The 15,085-nt window shown below is 70.3% G+C and carries 11 protein-coding genes; 6 read left to right on the top strand and 5 right to left on the bottom strand.

Annotated features, from left to right (window positions below; all coding sequences use genetic code 11):
• Positions 1 to 90 precede the first annotated feature (90 nt).
• Positions 91 to 1,023 carry a proteasome assembly chaperone family protein gene (locus ABFY20_RS09345; RefSeq protein WP_368499657.1) on the bottom strand — a complete coding sequence of 311 codons (933 nt, stop codon included), beginning with the start codon at positions 1,021 to 1,023 and terminating at the stop codon, positions 91 to 93.
• Between the two features lie 104 nt (positions 1,024 to 1,127).
• On the opposite strand from ABFY20_RS09345, the gene ABFY20_RS09340 reads away from it, so the two are divergent.
• The 3 genes from ABFY20_RS09340 (at position 1,128) to sucB (ending at position 5,657) form a co-directional block, all read left to right on the top strand.
• On the top strand, positions 1,128 to 2,636 hold the full coding sequence (locus ABFY20_RS09340; RefSeq protein WP_368499656.1) for a leucyl aminopeptidase: 1,509 nt from the start codon (positions 1,128 to 1,130) through the stop codon (positions 2,634 to 2,636).
• Between the two features lie 85 nt (positions 2,637 to 2,721).
• The gene (lpdA, locus tag ABFY20_RS09335; RefSeq protein ID WP_368499761.1) at positions 2,722 to 4,095 is read left to right on the top strand and encodes a dihydrolipoyl dehydrogenase; all 1,374 of its coding nucleotides are present in this window, start codon (positions 2,722 to 2,724) and stop codon (positions 4,093 to 4,095) included.
• A gap of 74 nt (positions 4,096 to 4,169) precedes the next feature.
• Positions 4,170 to 5,657, top strand: a complete 1,488-nt coding sequence (gene sucB, locus ABFY20_RS09330) for a 2-oxoglutarate dehydrogenase, E2 component, dihydrolipoamide succinyltransferase (RefSeq protein WP_368499655.1) — start codon at positions 4,170 to 4,172, stop codon at positions 5,655 to 5,657.
• On the opposite strand, the gene ABFY20_RS09325 is transcribed toward sucB, so the two are convergent.
• Positions 5,654 to 7,258 (bottom strand): hypothetical protein, encoded by a 1,605-nt coding sequence (locus tag ABFY20_RS09325; RefSeq protein WP_368499654.1) that lies wholly within the window; start codon positions 7,256 to 7,258, stop codon positions 5,654 to 5,656. The genes sucB and ABFY20_RS09325 overlap by 4 nt on opposite strands.
• A gap of 132 nt (positions 7,259 to 7,390) precedes the next feature.
• Between ABFY20_RS09325 and ABFY20_RS09320 the strand changes: the two genes are divergently transcribed.
• The 3 genes from ABFY20_RS09320 to glnA all read left to right on the top strand — a co-directional run bounded on the left by ABFY20_RS09320 (position 7,391) and on the right by glnA (position 10,063).
• The gene (locus ABFY20_RS09320) at positions 7,391 to 8,104 is read left to right on the top strand and encodes a DUF4191 domain-containing protein (protein WP_171704937.1); all 714 of its coding nucleotides are present in this window, start codon (positions 7,391 to 7,393) and stop codon (positions 8,102 to 8,104) included.
• A gap of 7 nt (positions 8,105 to 8,111) precedes the next feature.
• A complete protein-coding gene (locus ABFY20_RS09315) occupies positions 8,112 to 8,522 on the top strand; it encodes an RDD family protein (protein ID WP_368499653.1) in 411 nt (136 codons plus the stop codon).
• A 116-nt stretch (positions 8,523 to 8,638) separates the two neighbouring features.
• Positions 8,639 to 10,063, top strand: a complete 1,425-nt coding sequence (gene glnA / locus ABFY20_RS09310) for a type I glutamate--ammonia ligase (protein WP_368499652.1) — start codon at positions 8,639 to 8,641, stop codon at positions 10,061 to 10,063.
• Between the two features lie 158 nt (positions 10,064 to 10,221).
• Here glnA and ABFY20_RS09305 read toward each other — a convergent pair whose 3' ends face one another.
• The 3 genes from ABFY20_RS09305 to ABFY20_RS09295 all read right to left on the bottom strand — a co-directional run bounded on the left by ABFY20_RS09305 (position 10,222) and on the right by ABFY20_RS09295 (position 15,077).
• Complete coding sequence (locus tag ABFY20_RS09305; RefSeq protein ID WP_368499651.1) at positions 10,222 to 10,617, bottom strand: hypothetical protein; 396 nt, start codon at positions 10,615 to 10,617, stop codon at positions 10,222 to 10,224.
• A 98-nt stretch (positions 10,618 to 10,715) separates the two neighbouring features.
• Complete coding sequence (locus ABFY20_RS09300; protein ID WP_368499650.1) at positions 10,716 to 11,912, bottom strand: Ig-like domain repeat protein; 1,197 nt, start codon at positions 11,910 to 11,912, stop codon at positions 10,716 to 10,718.
• 171 nt (positions 11,913 to 12,083) lie between these two features.
• A complete protein-coding gene (locus ABFY20_RS09295; protein WP_368499649.1) occupies positions 12,084 to 15,077 on the bottom strand; it encodes a bifunctional [glutamine synthetase] adenylyltransferase/[glutamine synthetase]-adenylyl-L-tyrosine phosphorylase in 2,994 nt (997 codons plus the stop codon).
• Between the last annotated feature and the right edge of the window lie 8 nt (positions 15,078 to 15,085).

The following is a 15,085-nucleotide window of genomic DNA, read 5'->3' as shown; positions in this document are numbered from 1 at the left end:
GCCCCCAACCTACTCCGTGCGCGCGGCAGGGATGTGCGCACGGAGTACCACGTGCGCCGGGCCCGCGGAGGGGCCGCGGTCGCCCCCGCGTCAGCGCCCCGTGGCCTCCGGCGAGTCGTCGCCCGGGCGGTTGCCGGCGAGGAACCGCTCGAGCTCGTCGGCGATCTCGTCGGCCGAGGGCAGCTCGCCGTCGACGTCGGTGAGCGGCGACCGCAGGCTCGTGCCCTCCATGTAGGTGTCGTGGCGCTCCTCGAGCGTCTGCACCAACCGGGCAAGCTCGGCGTTCGACTGCACCTGCTCGTCGATCTTCGACGCGAACACGCGCCCTTCTTCGCGCAACCGGTCGGTGGGGAAGATGAGGCCGGTCGCCGAGCTGATGCTCTCCACGCCCACCAGGGCGGTGGCAGGGTACTCGGTGTCGGCGAGATAGTGCGGAACGAGCAGCACGAACCCGGCGATCGGATGCCCGAGCTCCTGCAGCCGGTACTCCACGAGGTGAAGCACGTTGGCGGGGGCCTGCGTGCTCGGCCGCCACACCGAGAGCGCGTCGATGAGCTCGATGCGGTTGCCGCTCACCGTCACGTTGATGGGGCGGGTGTGCGGAACGGGCATGGGGATCGCGTGCACCCAGGTGGTGGTCGAGATCTTGAACCTGTCGACCAACTGGATGACTGCTGCGGCGAACCGCTCCCACTGGAAGTCGGGCTCGAAGCCGTTGAGGAAGAGGAAGCGCTGGCCGAGCTCGTCGGTGACGAGGTGAAGGCGCAGCGTCTGCGGCTCGTACTCGCTCACGTGGTCTTGGTCGAAGGTGATGATCGGCCGGCGAGCACGGTAGTCGAGGAGGATGTCGGCATCGAACTCGACGACCACGGAGCTCTGCAGGGAGTCGAGGAGGTAGTCGCCCAGCTGCGAGACCGCACCGCCCGCGTCGGTGAACCCAGTGAGCGCAGCTACGAGTGGCAGCCCCTCGGGCACCAGGCCGTCTTCGGCCACGATGTCGTACAGTCCGCGGGGGTCGTCCATGCATCAACTCTAAACCGCGGTGCTGACGGCGCCCCGGAGCCGCAGCATGCCGAGAGCGAACACGCATCGGGAATATCGGGCGCGCCGCTGGATAGCATCGAGGGATGACCTCCTCCCCGCTCTCCGTCTCCCCCGCACACCGCGACGCCACCGCCGAGGAGCTGCTCGTCGTCGGCGCCTCCGTCATCGACGGCGGGCCCGTCGTGCGGGGCGATGCGGCATCCGCGTTCCCCACGCTGGCGGGTGACCTCGCCGCCGTGGGCTTCACGGGCAAGAAGGACGAGCTCGTGCGCCTCCCGGCTCCGGCGGGCAGCTCGGCCGCGGGGCTGGCGGTGGTCGGTCTCGGCGCAGCCGAGGCGGATGCGGATGCGCTGCGCTACGCCGCGGGAGTGGCGGCTCGCCGGCTCTCCGGGTCGTCGGCGCTGCTCCTGCACCTCACGCCGTCGTCGGGTGAGGAGCTCGACGCCCTCCTCGAAGGCGCGGGACTCGGCTCCTATGACTACGCCGAGCAGCGGGGCGCCGGATCGCGCTCCGGGGACGACGAGAAGGGTCCGCACGCCATCGAGGTCGACGCCGGAGACCTCGCTGCCGACGCCGCCGAGCGGGCGCTCCGTCACGCCGGAGCCACGGTCGACGCGGTGAACCTGGTGCGCGACCTCGTCAACGAGCCGGCACTCGACCTCTATCCCGAGTCGTACGCCGACCGGGTGCTGCAGCTCACCGCAGACCTTCCGCTCGACGTGCGGGTGTGGGGGCTCGACGAACTGCGCGAGGGGGGCTTCGGCGGGATCGTGGGGGTCGGCCAGGGCTCCAGCCGGCCGCCTCGCCTGGTGAGGGTGGACTACGCGCCGGCCGGAGCATCCGCGCACCTCGCCCTGGTAGGCAAGGGGATCACCTTCGACACCGGCGGCCTGTCGTTGAAGCCCCCGGTGTCGATGATCGGCATGAAGTACGACATGGCGGGCTCGGCGACCGTGCTCGCCGCCACCGTCGCGGCGGCACGGCTCGGTCTTCCGGTGCGCATCACCGCGTGGCTCTGCCTCGCCGAGAACATGCCCTCGGGCACGGCGATCCGGCCGGGCGACGTGCTCACCATCCGTGGTGGGCGCACCGTCGAGGTGCTGAACACCGATGCCGAGGGTCGGCTCGTGCTGGCCGACGGAATCGTCGCCGCCGGCGAGGAGAACCCCGACGTCATCGTCGACGTGGCGACCCTCACCGGCGCGGCGATCGTGGCGCTCGGCAACCGCTACGTCGCCACCATGGGCGACGACGAGGTGGTGCGACGACTCGTCGAGGCCGCCGGCCAGACCGGGGAGACACTCTGGCCGATGCCGCTGCCCGGCGAGCTCCGGCCGATGCTCGCCTCCGACATCGCCGACATCGCGAACGTGAAGCCGGGCAACACGGCGGGCGGGATGCTCGTGGCCGGGGTCTTCCTCAAGGAATTCGTCGGCGACCGCGAAGACGGCACGCCGATCCCCTGGGCGCACCTCGACATCGCGGGCGCCGCGCACAACAAGGAAGGCGCCTACGGGTACACCGGCAAGGGACCGACCGGGGCCACCGTGCGCGCCCTGGTCCGATTTGCCGAGTTGTATACCAGCGCGTAGTAGGCTCGGAGGGGCGAAAAAATCTCGCCCTTCTCCTGTGTCGTCTGAATCGGCACAGATGAGTGATGCACGAGGGAGTTACGTGGTGTCGGAGCAGAATTTTGACATTGTGGTCCTCGGCGGTGGCAGTGGCGGCTACGCAGCCGCACTGCGCGCCAGCCAGCTGGGCTTCACGGTCGCGATGATCGAGAAGGACAAGGTCGGGGGGACGTGTCTGCACCGCGGCTGCATCCCGACCAAGGCGCTCCTGCACTCGGCCGAGGTGGCCGACGTCTCGCGCGAGTCGGCCAAGTACGGCGTGAACACGAGCTTCGACGGCATCGACATCGCCGCCGTCACCGCGTACCGCGAGGGAATCGTGTCGTCGAAGTACAAGGGCCTCGAGGGCCTCGTCAAGGCGCGCGGCGTCACCACCATCGCCGGGGAGGGCCGGCTGACCTCCCCCACCACGGTGCAGGTCGGCGACGACGTCATCCGCGGCAAGAAGATCGTTCTCGCCACCGGCTCGTACTCGCGCACCCTCCCCGGCCTCGAGATCGGCGGGCGGGTCATCACCTCGGAGCAGGCACTCTCGCTCGACTTCGTGCCCAAGAAGGTCGTCATCCTCGGCGGCGGCGTCATCGGCGTCGAGTTCGCCAGCGTCTGGAAGTCGTTCGGTGCCGACGTCACCATCATCGAGGCGCTTCCGCACCTCGTCCCGAACGAGGACGAGGCCATCTCGAAGCAGTTCGAGCGCGCCTTCCGCAAGCGCGGCATCGCCTTCAACCTCGGCGTGCGCTTCTCCGGCGTCACCCAGAACGAGAACGGCGTCGTCGTCACCCTCGAAGACGGCAAGACCTTCGACGGCGAGCTGCTGCTCGTCGCCGTGGGCCGCGGCCCCGCCACCCAGGGGCTCGGTTTCGAAGAGGTCGGCGTCACCGTCGACCGCGGCTTCGTCATCACCAACGACCGCCTCGAGACCAGCGTGCCCGGCGTCTACGCCGTCGGCGACATCGTGCCTGGCCTCCAGCTGGCCCACCGCGGCTTCCAGCAGGGCATCTTCGTGGCCGAGGAGATCGCAGGGCTGAACCCGCAGGTCGTCGAAGACGTGAACATCCCGAAGGTCACCTATTCCGACCCCGAGGTCGCCTCCGTCGGCCTCACCGAGGCGAAGGCAGCCGAGAAGTACGGTGCCGACAAAATCTCGTCGTACGACTACAACCTGGCCGGCAACGGCAAGAGCCACATCATCGGCACCACCGGCTCGGTGAAGGTCGTGCGCGTGAACGACGGGCCGGTCATCGGCATCCACATGATCGGTGCGCGCGTCGGCGAGCTCATCGGCGAAGGCCAGCTCATCGTGAACTGGGAGGCGTACCCCGAAGACGTCGCTCCTCTGGTGCACGCCCACCCGACCCAGAACGAGGCCCTCGGCGAGGCGCACCTCGCCCTCGCGGGGAAGCCCCTCCACGCCATCTGAGCCGGTTCCCCCGAGCGCAGCACCAGACACGCCAGTAGGCTTGCAACGAACCGTTCCATAAGGAGACAAAGGTCATGAGCGAATCCGTCAACCTTCCCGCACTCGGTGAGAGTGTCACCGAAGGAACGGTCACCCGATGGCTCAAGAACGTCGGCGATCGCGTCGAGGTCGATGAGCCCCTTCTCGAGGTGTCGACCGACAAGGTCGACACCGAGATCCCCTCGCCGGTGGCGGGCGTGATCGAGGAGATCCTCGTGCAGGAAGACGAGACCGTCGAGGTCGGCACCGCCCTGGTGACGATCGGAGACGGGTCAGGCGCCGGTGCCGCTGCGGCCGGGCCGCAGGCTCCGGCCGAGGAGGCGCCCGCCGAGGTCGTCGAGCCCTCGACCGAGGCGCCCGCGCCCGCCGAGGAGACGCCGGCCGAGCAGCCCGCGCCGGTGCAGGAGGCCCCGGCCGCCGCGCCGGAGGCGACTCCCGCTCCGCCTGCTGCGCCCGCACCTGCCGCTGCTCCGGCTCCCGCTGCTGCGCCTGCTCCGGCTGCCGCCCCCGCGGCTGCTCCGGCTGCCGCCCCCACGGCTGCCCCGGCTCCTGCTGCCGCGCCGGCTCCTGCCGCTGCACCCGCAGCTGCCGCTCCGGCCGCGTCGTCGGCACCCTCCGGCTCGAATGCCGGTTACGTGACTCCTCTCGTGCGCAAGCTCGCTCACGACCGCGGTGTCGACCTCGCGTCGGTGACCGGCACGGGCGTCGGCGGTCGCATCCGGAAGGAGGACGTGCTCGCCGCTGCTGAGGCGCCTGCTGCTGCAGCTCCCGCTGCGTCGGCCAAGCGCGCCCCGCTCGAGGTCTCGCCGCTGCGCGGCACCACGCAGCCCATGTCGCGCCTGCGCAAGGTCGTCGCCGAGCGCGCGGTCGCGTCGATGCAGGCGTCGGCCCAGCTCACCACGGTCGTGGAAGTCGACGTCACCAAGGTGGCTCAGCTCCGCGACAAGGTGAAGGCGTCGTTCCTCGAAAAGACCGGCACCAAGCTGTCGTTCATGCCGTTCTTCGCCATCGCGGCGGCCGAGGCGCTGAAGGCGTACCCCGTCATCAACGCAACGGTCGACGGCGAGAACATCGTCTACCCCGACCACGAGAGCATCAGCATCGCCGTCGACACCGAGCGTGGACTCCTCACCCCCGTGGTGAAGAATGCCGGCGACCTCGACATCGCGGGCTTCGCGGCGCAGATCGCCGACCTCGCCGCTCGCACCCGCGACAACAAGCTGAAGCCCGACGAGCTTGCCGGCGGCACCTTCACGCTCACCAACACGGGTTCGCGCGGCGCGCTGTTCGACACCCCGCTGGTGTTCCTGCCCCAGGTCGCGATCCTGGGCACCGGTGCCGTCGTGAAGAAGCCCGCCGTGGTGACCGTCGACGGAACCGACGCGATCGCCATCCGCTCGACGGTGTTCCTGGCGCTCAGCTACGACCACCGCATCGTCGACGGCGCCGACGCCGCGCGCTTCCTCACCGCCGTGAAGAACCGCCTCGAAGACGGCGACTTCGAGGGCGACCTCGGCATCTAGCCAGGGTCGTCGCGACTCGCGTCGATCGGTCTGACCTTCCAGCCGGTCTCGCTCCTCACCACGAGGAGCGAGACCGGCTTCGTCGTCTCCTCCCCCGCAGCGCCCGTCGAGACGAGCTGCCCCGCGACGATGACAGCACCCCCGAGCTCCTCGTCGACCCGCGCCCCCTCGAGCCGAGCGCCCCAGCTCGCGACCTCGTCCGCCGCAGCCTTCACGGGGTCGCCCCCGGGCGCCGAAGCGGTGGGTACCGAGTTCGTCGGAGGCGACAGCGGTGCCGGGGGCGGTGAGGGCAGCGAGGTCGCCGGTGGCTCAGAAGCGGGCATCCCGTCGAGCACCGGGTTCGCGCCCGCCCCTGACTCAGGTGTCGCCGTTCCGCTGACCGTCGGCTCTCCCACGGCAGCACTCTGATGCGCGGTCGCACCGCCCTCGACCGCCGCCGTCTCCCCGGCGCTCCTGCCGGGCAGAAGGCCGCAGACAGCGGCCGTCACCACGACCGCCCCGACCACTCCACCCACCAGCAGCTTGCGTCGCCTCGTCGACACCAGCTCCCGTCGGCTCGACCGCACCTTCCTCCGCACCGCCCTCCGCACGACATCCGCCAGCGCGACGACCGCCTCCCACGCCGGATCGATGGCCTCCGCCATACTCGGCTCCCGCCGCTCCTCCTCGACCACCGCCTCCTCCCACACCCATTCACCGGCCCCCGCCCGCGTGAACCCCACCCGCGCCTGCTCGACGAACGCAGCACCTCCGACACCCACCCCAGGGTCCGAAGAAACCTCCAGCGCCGTCCCACCGCCGCGCCGCACCTCCTCCACCCACGTGCCACCGCAGCGCCGCGCCTCCTCCACCCACGTGCCACCGCCGCGCCGCGCCCCCTCCGCCGACGGGTCGTCGGCCGGCGTCGTCGCGGGCGGCGCGGCGCCACCTGGCGTCGCCACGGTCGCCGGGCCACCGCCGGGACCCACGCGCGGGGCCGCAGCACGACCGCTGAGCGGAACGACGCGTGCGACCGGAGCGCCGACGGCGGCGGCGAGGGCGGTCAGGGCGTCGAGGTCGCGGGCGCGCATCCGTTCGAAGCGTGGGTACGTGCTCGCCACTGAACGACCGAAGCCCACGAGGCTGACCCGCCCGCTTCCCTCGAGCAGCACGCTCGAACCGTCGATCCCCCCATGGGCGAAGCCCGCCGCATGCAGGGTCTGCACCAGCTCGCGCAGCGACTCCCCCACACCGTCGAACCCACAACCGTGCCGACCGAGCAGCGCTTCGAGCGGCACCCCCGCGCAGCGCGTCATGACGACAGCCGTCGGCGGCGCGCCACGCGCACCCCCGTCCACCACCTCGATGAGCCGGGGCATCCGCTCGAGGGGCCGAGCCCGCAGCACCTCGACCTCCGCCCCCGCCCAGGGGCCCGCGGCGGCACCATCTGCGGCCCGCGCGTGCCGACCACGCGTCATCGCCACCTTCAGCACGACCACCTCTCCCTCCGCGCGGCCCTCGCGCCCCTCCCGCCGCGCGAGGTACACCGTCGCCCGCATCCCCACCGACACCACCTCGAGCAGCCGGTAGCCGGCGACCAGGGGCCGGGGATCACTTCGCATGCCTTCGAGACTTCAGCACGACCTTCCGAGCCGCCGGGCGACCGCGAGATCTGTGCACAGAACCGCGCGTGCGTCCGGCTGTGCACAATTCCCGTGCGCGGGAGCGCGGGTCGGACGAAGTATCCTGGTGGTATGGCACGCAAGACCGACACCGCACCCAAGAAGCCGAAGGAGCCGGGCCGCATCAAGCAGATGTGGCAGGTCTTCCAGATGACCCGCCGCTACGACTCGAACGCCGTATGGTTCATGGTGCTCGGCTTCGCGCTCCCCGTGCTCGCCGGAGTGGCAGCCGCGCTCATCTTCGCGGGCGGCAACGTCTTCGGCATGGTGATGTGGATCCTGGCGGGCGTGCTCGCGGGCCTCCTCGCCGCTCTGATCATCCTCGGTCGTCGCGCCGAGCGCGCCGCCTACAAGCAGATCGAGGGGCAGCCGGGTGCCGTCGGTGCCGTCTTGCGCAGCTCGCTGAAGCGCAGCTGGACGGGCAGCGAGATGCCTGTGGCCGTCAACGGCAAGACTCAGGATGCGGTCTACCGCGCCGTCGGCCGCGGCGGCGTCGTGCTCATCAGCGAGGGCCCGCGCAGCCGCACCACGAAGATGCTCGAGGAGGAGCGCCGCAAGGTGCTCCGCATCCTCCCCAACGTCCCCGTGACCTTCCTGTCGGTCGGGCCAGACGCCGATGCCGTTCCGCTGCACCGGGTGGCCGCTCAGATGGCGAAGCTGAAGCCCAACCTCACGAAGCCCGAGGTGCTCGCCGTGAGCAACCGCCTGAGCTCGCTGTCGAACTCGCCGCTGCCCATCCCGAAGGGCATCGACCCGATGCGGATGCGCCCCCAGCGCGGTCGCTGAGGCCCGGGTGACAACCTCGTCGGGCAGTGCTGCGCCGAGTCAGTGGCCGGGCGAGCGGCTCGGCTTCAACAGAGAAGGGCACGGATCGGTCGCGCGCCCAGGGCGACGCATCGCCGCCCTGCTGATCGATTTCGCCTTCTGCTACGTCGTCTATTTCGCCTTCTTCTTCGAGAACCCGTGGGCGTCGAGCCTCATCTTCCTCGTCGAGCAGGTCGTGCTCATGGTCACGCTCGGCGGTGGCCTCGGTCATCTCATTCTCGGCATGCGTGTCGTGAGACTGGACGGCGGCTACGCAGGCTGGTGGCGACCCAGCCTCCGCACCGTGCTGCTCATGCTGCTCATTCCGGCGTTGATCTGGGATTCCGATCAACGGGGTCTGCACGACGTGTTCTCCGGGACGGTGCTGGTCAAGAGGTAGCGCCGTAACATTCCGGAAACAATGGCGTCACGGACGGGTAATCGGGTCACGCTACCCTGGGATCGGCTACTCTTTCGTAGTTTTTCCAGTTCCAAGCCAGTTGGAGACCCCTTCACATGTTCAGTGATTCTTCCGAGGTGCTCAAGTTCATCAAGGACACCGACGTCAAGTTCCTTGACATCCGCTTCACCGACCTTCCCGGCGTGCAGCAGCACTTCAACATCCCCGCGTCCACCGTCGACGAGGAGTTCTTCGCCGTCGGTCAGCTCTTCGACGGCTCCTCGATCCGCGGCTTCGCGTCGATCCACGAGTCGGACATGCAGCTCATCCCCGATGTCTCCACGGCTTACATCGACCCGTTCCGCGCCGAGCGCACCCTCATCCTCGTGTTCGACATCTACAACCCGCGCAACGGCGAGATCTACTCCCGCGACCCGCGCCAGGTGGCCAAGAAGGCCGAGAAGTACCTCGCCTCGACCGGCATCGCCGACACCGCCTTCTTCGCACCCGAGGCCGAGTTCTACATCTTCGACGACGTGCGCTACGAGGTGAAGCAGAACTCCTCGTTCTACTCGGTCGACTCCTCCGAGGCCGCCTGGAACACGGGCCGCGTCGAAGAGGGCGGCAACCTCGCCAACAAGACCCCCTACAAGGGCGGCTACTTCCCCGTCTCGCCGGTCGACCAGCACGCCGACCTGCGCGACGACATCTCGCTGAAGCTCATCGACGCCGGGCTCATCCTCGAGCGCGCGCACCACGAGGTCGGCACCGCAGGCCAGGGCGAGATCAACTACCGCTTCGACACCATGGTGCACGCGGCCGACGACATCCTGAAGTTCAAGTACATCGTCAAGAACACCGCGAACCTCTGGGGCAAGACCGCGACCTTCATGCCGAAGCCGCTGTTCGGCGACAACGGCTCGGGCATGCACACCCACCAGTCGCTCTGGAACGACGGCTCGCCACTGTTCTACGACGAGGCGGGCTACGGCGGCCTCTCCGACATTGCTCGCTGGTACATCGGCGGTCTGCTGAAGCACGCCCCCGCCGTCCTGGCCTTCACCAACCCCACGGTGAACTCCTACCACCGTCTGGTGCCGGGCTTCGAGGCCCCCGTCAACCTGGTCTACTCGGCCGGCAACCGCTCGGCGTCGATCCGCATCCCGATCACCGGCACCAACCCGAAGGCCAAGCGCATCGAGTTCCGTGCTCCGGATGCTTCGGGGAACCCCTACCTCGCCTTCGCCGCGCAGCTCATGGCCGGTCTCGACGGAATCCAGAACCGCATCGAGCCGCACGAGCCCGTCGACAAGGACCTCTACGAGCTTCCGCCCGAGGAGGCCAAGAACATCCCCCAGGTGCCGGCGTCGCTCGGCGAGGCCCTCGACGCGCTCGAGGCCGACCACGAGTTCCTCACCAAGGGCAACGTGTTCACCCCCGACCTGATCGAGACCTGGATCTCATACAAGCGCGAGAACGAGATCAAGCCCATCGCCCAGCGCCCGCACCCCTTCGAGTACGAGCTCTACTACGGCGTCTAGCCACTACCGCTGACTCAGCGGGGATCGGAGGGCCTCCGATCCCCGCTGGGCCGCCCCGGTCCGCACGAGCCCCAGACCCTTCTGGACGACGGCTCGTGCGGATTCGTCGTTTCAGCAGTGGATGCCCGGGAAGCCGAGAGGTTCAGGCCACCCAAGGGTCAGACAGGCGGGAGCGACAGGGGGCCCGCGATGAGGACGTCGCCGGAGGGCTTGAGGATGACGGCGCGCACGGCCAGGTGCGATGAGGCGGCCTCGGGGGTGAGGGTGAAGAAGGCGATGCCGTTCGCGTCGAGGGTTCCGCGCACATACACGTCGTAGGTGGCGCTGTCGAGCTCGAGAACCTCGGCCTCGTAGGGCCATTCCACGAGTTCCTCGCCGGGCGCGTCGACGATGACGCGGTAGGTGTGCTCGCCGCTGGCGATGCCGACGTAGAGGAGGTTCGCGGTGGTCTCAGCCGTCGAAGCGGCAGCTGTCGGCGCAGCGGCGGCGAGCACCACCACAGGCACCGACCAGGCTCCGGCTCGCATCAGGTCTCGGCGTGTGAAGTCCCCCATACCCCTGACCGTAGCTGATGCGCACCGCTCAGGAGAGTCCCCCTTCCGTGTGCACCTCGTTGGAGGGGTACGGGGATCGGCGAAACGCTTGCGCCTTCTCAGTGGGCGGCGCGGCGGCGGGCCCGCGACTGCACGACGGCGAGGGCCGAGGTCGAGGCGAGGAGCATGAGGCCCGCGAAGATGGCGACGAAGACCAGCCAGAACGACGGCCCGACGGTCGCCTCCTCGCTCACGCTTGTCGACGAGATCGTCTCCGGGGCGCTACCGTCACCACCGGGCGCACCGCCGCTCTGAGCGGGGGCCACCGGAGTCGCCGCCGGCGCCGGCGCTGCCGGCTGCTGCGGCTGCCGCGGGGCAGCCGGCGCGGGGGCGGCCGCCGCCGCGGGGGCGACGGGCACCACGACCGTGGGGCTCGAGGAGGCGTTGTAGACGGCGTCGCCGGTGTAGGTCACGACGAGCGACCGGTCTCCGGCGCCGCCGAGGGTGACGTCGGCGAGGGCGTACCCGCGAGGGTCTCCCGGCAGGGCGAACACCGGTGAGGTGGAGACCAGCGCGCCGTCGTAATAGAACTCCACGGCTCCCGACACGGGTGCGGGCCGCAGCGAGCCGTCGCCGGTCACCGGATGCTCGACGGTGGCGGTGACGGAGATGGCCCGCCCGCTCACCAGGTCGGAACCGCGGGTGTAGTCGACCGATGCGGAGGTGGCTGCCGTCTCGACGGCGATCTCGGTGGTGCTCACGGAGGGCGCGAGCGTGCTGCCCTCCGCGGGCAGGAACTTCGCCCCGACCACCAGCGCACCGGGCTGCGGCAGCACGAGGCCTCCGTCGACGCCCTCGGCCAACCCGGTGAAGCTGAACTCGGCGGTGCCATCGGTGAGCGGAACAGGCGCCCCCTGATCGACGCCGTCATGGGCGATGAACTGCACGCTCCCTGACGCCACGGCGCCGGCACCGTCGGTGACGCGCGCGACCACCCTCGTCGACTCGCCGTAGCCCATCGTGTCGGGAGCCTCGAGCGCCACCACGGCGGGCACCCGGTCGTCGGGGGTCGCGGAGGGTGTGGGCGTGCCTGTCGGGCTCGTCGATTCGCGGGGAGACGGCGCCGACGTCGGTGAGGGCGTCGACTCGGACGAGCTCGGCGCAGAGAGGGCGACGACGGCGGGCGCCGGACGAGCGGAGATGGCCGGCTTCTCGAACGCAGCGGCCGGTGCGGCAGCACCACCCAGGGCGAGAGCCCCGACAGAAGCGGCGACGAACACGTGCAGAAGCGCGCGACCACGCCCCTGCCTCGTCATGCAACCCTCGATCCGCACCCACGGATGCGCCCCATCCGTCAGAGAAAATCGTACCCCGGGCGCCCCACCGGGCATCGGAGGCACGCATCACAGCTGCGTAACGTCGCTGCCACGACCCACCCCGCAGACACCCGCCGGCCCGGGGCCGAGCCGGCCACGCGCATCCGCTCGTCAACCGCCGTAGAACAGCCTCTCGAACACCGCCCGCGAGCGACGGGTGACACCGAGATAGTCCTCCTCGAGCTGCGTCGCCGAGCCGGGCGGGTATTCGAGCAGGCGCGCCACACCCTCGAGCTGCCGCCGATCGGTGGGCAGAACGTCGGACGTCTTGTTCGTCCACAGGGTCATCGCCGATCGCGCCCGGCTGGCGAAGATCCAGGCGTCGTGAAGCCGTCGCGCGTCGTCATGGCCGATCAACCCGGCATCTTCCTCGGCCTTCAGGGCCTCGAGCGTCGAGGTGGTGCGGATGGCGGGAACGTGGGCGGCGTGCTCCAGCTGCAGCAATTGCACGAGCCACTCGACGTCACTCAGCGACCCACGGCCGAGCTTGAGGTGCCGGGCGGGGTCGGCGCCCTGGGGCAGCCGCTCCTTCTCCACCCGCGCCTTGATGCGCTTGACCTCCCGCACCTCCGTCTCGGAGATGCCCGCGGGATACCTGACCGTGTCGGCGAGGGCGTGGAAGTCCTCGATGAGCGCCTGGTCGCCCGCCACACCGTTGGCCCGCAGCAGAGCCTGCGCCTCCCAGGTGAGCGACCAGCGTTCGTAGTAGGCGGCGTACGACTCCAGCGATCGCACCGCCGGCCCGTTCTTGCCCTCCGGGCGGAGGTCGATGTCGAGGACGAGCGGAAGCCTGCTGTCGTCGGTGAGCCGGTTGAGCTCGTTCACGATGAACTGGGCGACCGACTGCGCGGTCGGCTTGTCGACGCGCACGGGCCGGTAGACGTAGAGCACGTCGGCGTCGGAACCGAACCCGAGCTCGCCTCCGCCGTTGCGCCCCATGCCGATGATCGCGAACTCGATGCCGTCGCCCGCAGCCGGCGCCGCCGACTGCCTGATCACGCTGAGGGTGCCCCTGAGGTGCGCCGTCGTGATGGCCGTGAGTGCCGCGCCGAGCTCCTCGACGGTGACCATGCCGAGGATCGACGAGATCGCCATGCGCAGCACCTCGCGCCGGCGCGCGAACCGCAGGGCCATCGCCGCGGTGTCGGGCGACTCGTGCCGCGCCGCGATCGCGGCGACCTCCTCGAGCAGAAGTTCGAGCGGGCGTGGGCGCAGCTCCTCGTCGTTCTCGAGCCAGGCCGCGGCTTCGGGGATGCGCTCGAGCAGCTCGCCCACGAACCGCGAGCCCGAGAGCAGCTGGGTGAGCCTCGCGGCGGCGCCCGAGGAGTCGCGCAGCATGCGCAGGAACCAGTACGTCTCGCCGAGCGTGTCGGAGAGCCGCCGGAACGCGAGCAGCCCGTAGTCGGGGTCGGCCCCGTTCGCGAACCACTGCAGCATCACGGGTAGCAGGGTGCGCTGGATGGACGCCCGCCGCGACACGCCCGACGTCATGGCGGCGATGTGGGCGAGCGCCCCGCCCGGGTTCTCGAAGCCGATGGCCGCGAGCCGGGCCTCTGCCTGCTCGCTGGTGAGCGCCTGCTCGTCGGGAGACAGGGCCGCGACGGCGGCGAGCAGAGGGCGGTAGAACAGGCGTTCGTGCAGGCTCCGCACGCGTACCTTCACGTCGGTCCACCGGGCGACGAGCTCGCTCGCGCTGGAGGCGAGGCCACTCCCCCGCGCCAGCACGCGCTGCTCGGCCTCGTCGCGGGGCATGAGGTGGGTGCGGCGCAGGTGCCGCAGCTGCAGCCGGTGCTCGAGCAGCCTCAGGATGCGGTAGTCCTGCGCGAACTCCACCGACTCCACGCGCCCGATGTAGCCGAACTCCGCCAGCGCGGCGAGGGCGTCGAGCGTCGAGCGCTGCCGCACGCGCTCGTCGGTCTGCCCGTGCACGAGCTGAAGCAGCTGCACCGTGAACTCGATGTCGCGGAGGCCCCCCGGCCCGAGCTTCAGCTGGTACTCCACGTCTGACGACTTGATGTGCTCGGTGACGCGTTCGCGCATCCGTTGCACCGACTCGACGAAGTTCTCGCGCGACGCGCTCGACCACACCTTCGGAGCCACGACCCGGGTATAGGCGTCGCCGAGCTGGAGGTCTCCGGCGAGGGGCCTCGCCTTCAGCAGCGCCTGGAACTCCCAGTTCTTCGCCCAGCGGTCGTAGTAGGCGGCGTGCGAATCGAGCGAGCGCACGAGCGCGCCCGCCTTGCCCTCGGGGCGCAGGTTCGGGTCGACCTCCCACAAGGAAGGCTCGAGCCCGGTCTCCCCGATGCCGCGCATGGTCACCATGGCGAGTCGGGTGCCGATCTCGACGGCGGTGCTGGTGGCGAGTCCCGCGGCCTCGTCGCCGTCCGCGACGAAGATCACGTCGACGTCGCTGACGTAGTTGAGCTCGCCCGCCCCGGCTTTGCCCATGCCGATGATCGCGAACCGTGTCGCGCGCACCTGCTCGGCCGGGAAGTACCAGAGCCCGTGCCCCTTCGTCGAGACCTCCGTGCGGGCCACGGCCAGCGAGGCCTCGAGCGCGCCCGCGGCGAGATCGGCGAGGCTGCGGGCGACCCGGTCGAGCCCGGCCACCGGGTTCGGTTGCTCGAGGTCGTAAGCGGTGACCCGGGCGAGCAGCACGCGATACCGGATGCGCAGCGCCGTCCAGGCGTTCTCCCCCATCACCGCAGAGAAGCCGTCCTGGGCGCCGACCGAGTCGAGCAGCGCGCGCTTGGCCTCGTCGGCGTCGGGCAGTTCGAGTCGGGCGTCGCCGAGGGAAGCCAGTTGCGCCGGGTGCCTGCAGAAGAAGTCGATGAGACCCTCGGAGGCCCCGAAGAGGCGCACGATGCGGCCGCGCAGCACCTCGTCGCGCAGGGCGGAGTGTGCGGCATCGGCCGAGCGCTGCTCGAGTCGCAGCACCCCCTCGAGCGCGAGGTCGGGGTCGGGAGCGTCGCGGAACACCGCGAGCAGCTCATCCGCGATCACACCGGCACGCTCGCCGAGCGCCGCGAGCTCCTCACCGGCCCAGCTCAGCCGGGAGAAGCCGGCTCTGGCCAGGTCGGTGAGGGTGGTGTTGGAACGCGGCATGACGGAGG

It is taken from the genome of Herbiconiux sp. A18JL235, from assembly GCF_040939305.1.
Taxonomy (GTDB): Bacteria; Actinomycetota; Actinomycetes; order Actinomycetales; family Microbacteriaceae; genus Herbiconiux.
Note: the sequence above shows the minus strand (reverse complement) of the source record. Positions and strands in the feature narration are given on the sequence as shown.

What these genes read in the sequence shown, in the direction of transcription:
- ABFY20_RS09345 (WP_368499657.1), bottom strand. Translation starts at nt 1,023, where the DNA reads ATGGACGACCCCCGCGGACTGTACGACATCGTGGCCGAAGACGGCCTG.
- ABFY20_RS09340 (WP_368499656.1), top strand. Translation starts at nt 1,128, where the DNA reads ATGACCTCCTCCCCGCTCTCCGTCTCCCCCGCACACCGCGACGCCACC.
- sucB (WP_368499655.1), top strand. Translation starts at nt 4,170, where the DNA reads ATGAGCGAATCCGTCAACCTTCCCGCACTCGGTGAGAGTGTCACCGAA.
- ABFY20_RS09325 (WP_368499654.1), bottom strand. Translation starts at nt 7,258, where the DNA reads ATGCGAAGTGATCCCCGGCCCCTGGTCGCCGGCTACCGGCTGCTCGAG.
- ABFY20_RS09320 (WP_171704937.1), top strand. Translation starts at nt 7,391, where the DNA reads ATGGCACGCAAGACCGACACCGCACCCAAGAAGCCGAAGGAGCCGGGC.
- glnA (WP_368499652.1), top strand. Translation starts at nt 8,639, where the DNA reads ATGTTCAGTGATTCTTCCGAGGTGCTCAAGTTCATCAAGGACACCGAC.
- ABFY20_RS09305 (WP_368499651.1), bottom strand. Translation starts at nt 10,617, where the DNA reads ATGGGGGACTTCACACGCCGAGACCTGATGCGAGCCGGAGCCTGGTCG.
- ABFY20_RS09300 (WP_368499650.1), bottom strand. Translation starts at nt 11,912, where the DNA reads ATGACGAGGCAGGGGCGTGGTCGCGCGCTTCTGCACGTGTTCGTCGCC.
- ABFY20_RS09295 (WP_368499649.1), bottom strand. Translation starts at nt 15,077, where the DNA reads ATGCCGCGTTCCAACACCACCCTCACCGACCTGGCCAGAGCCGGCTTC.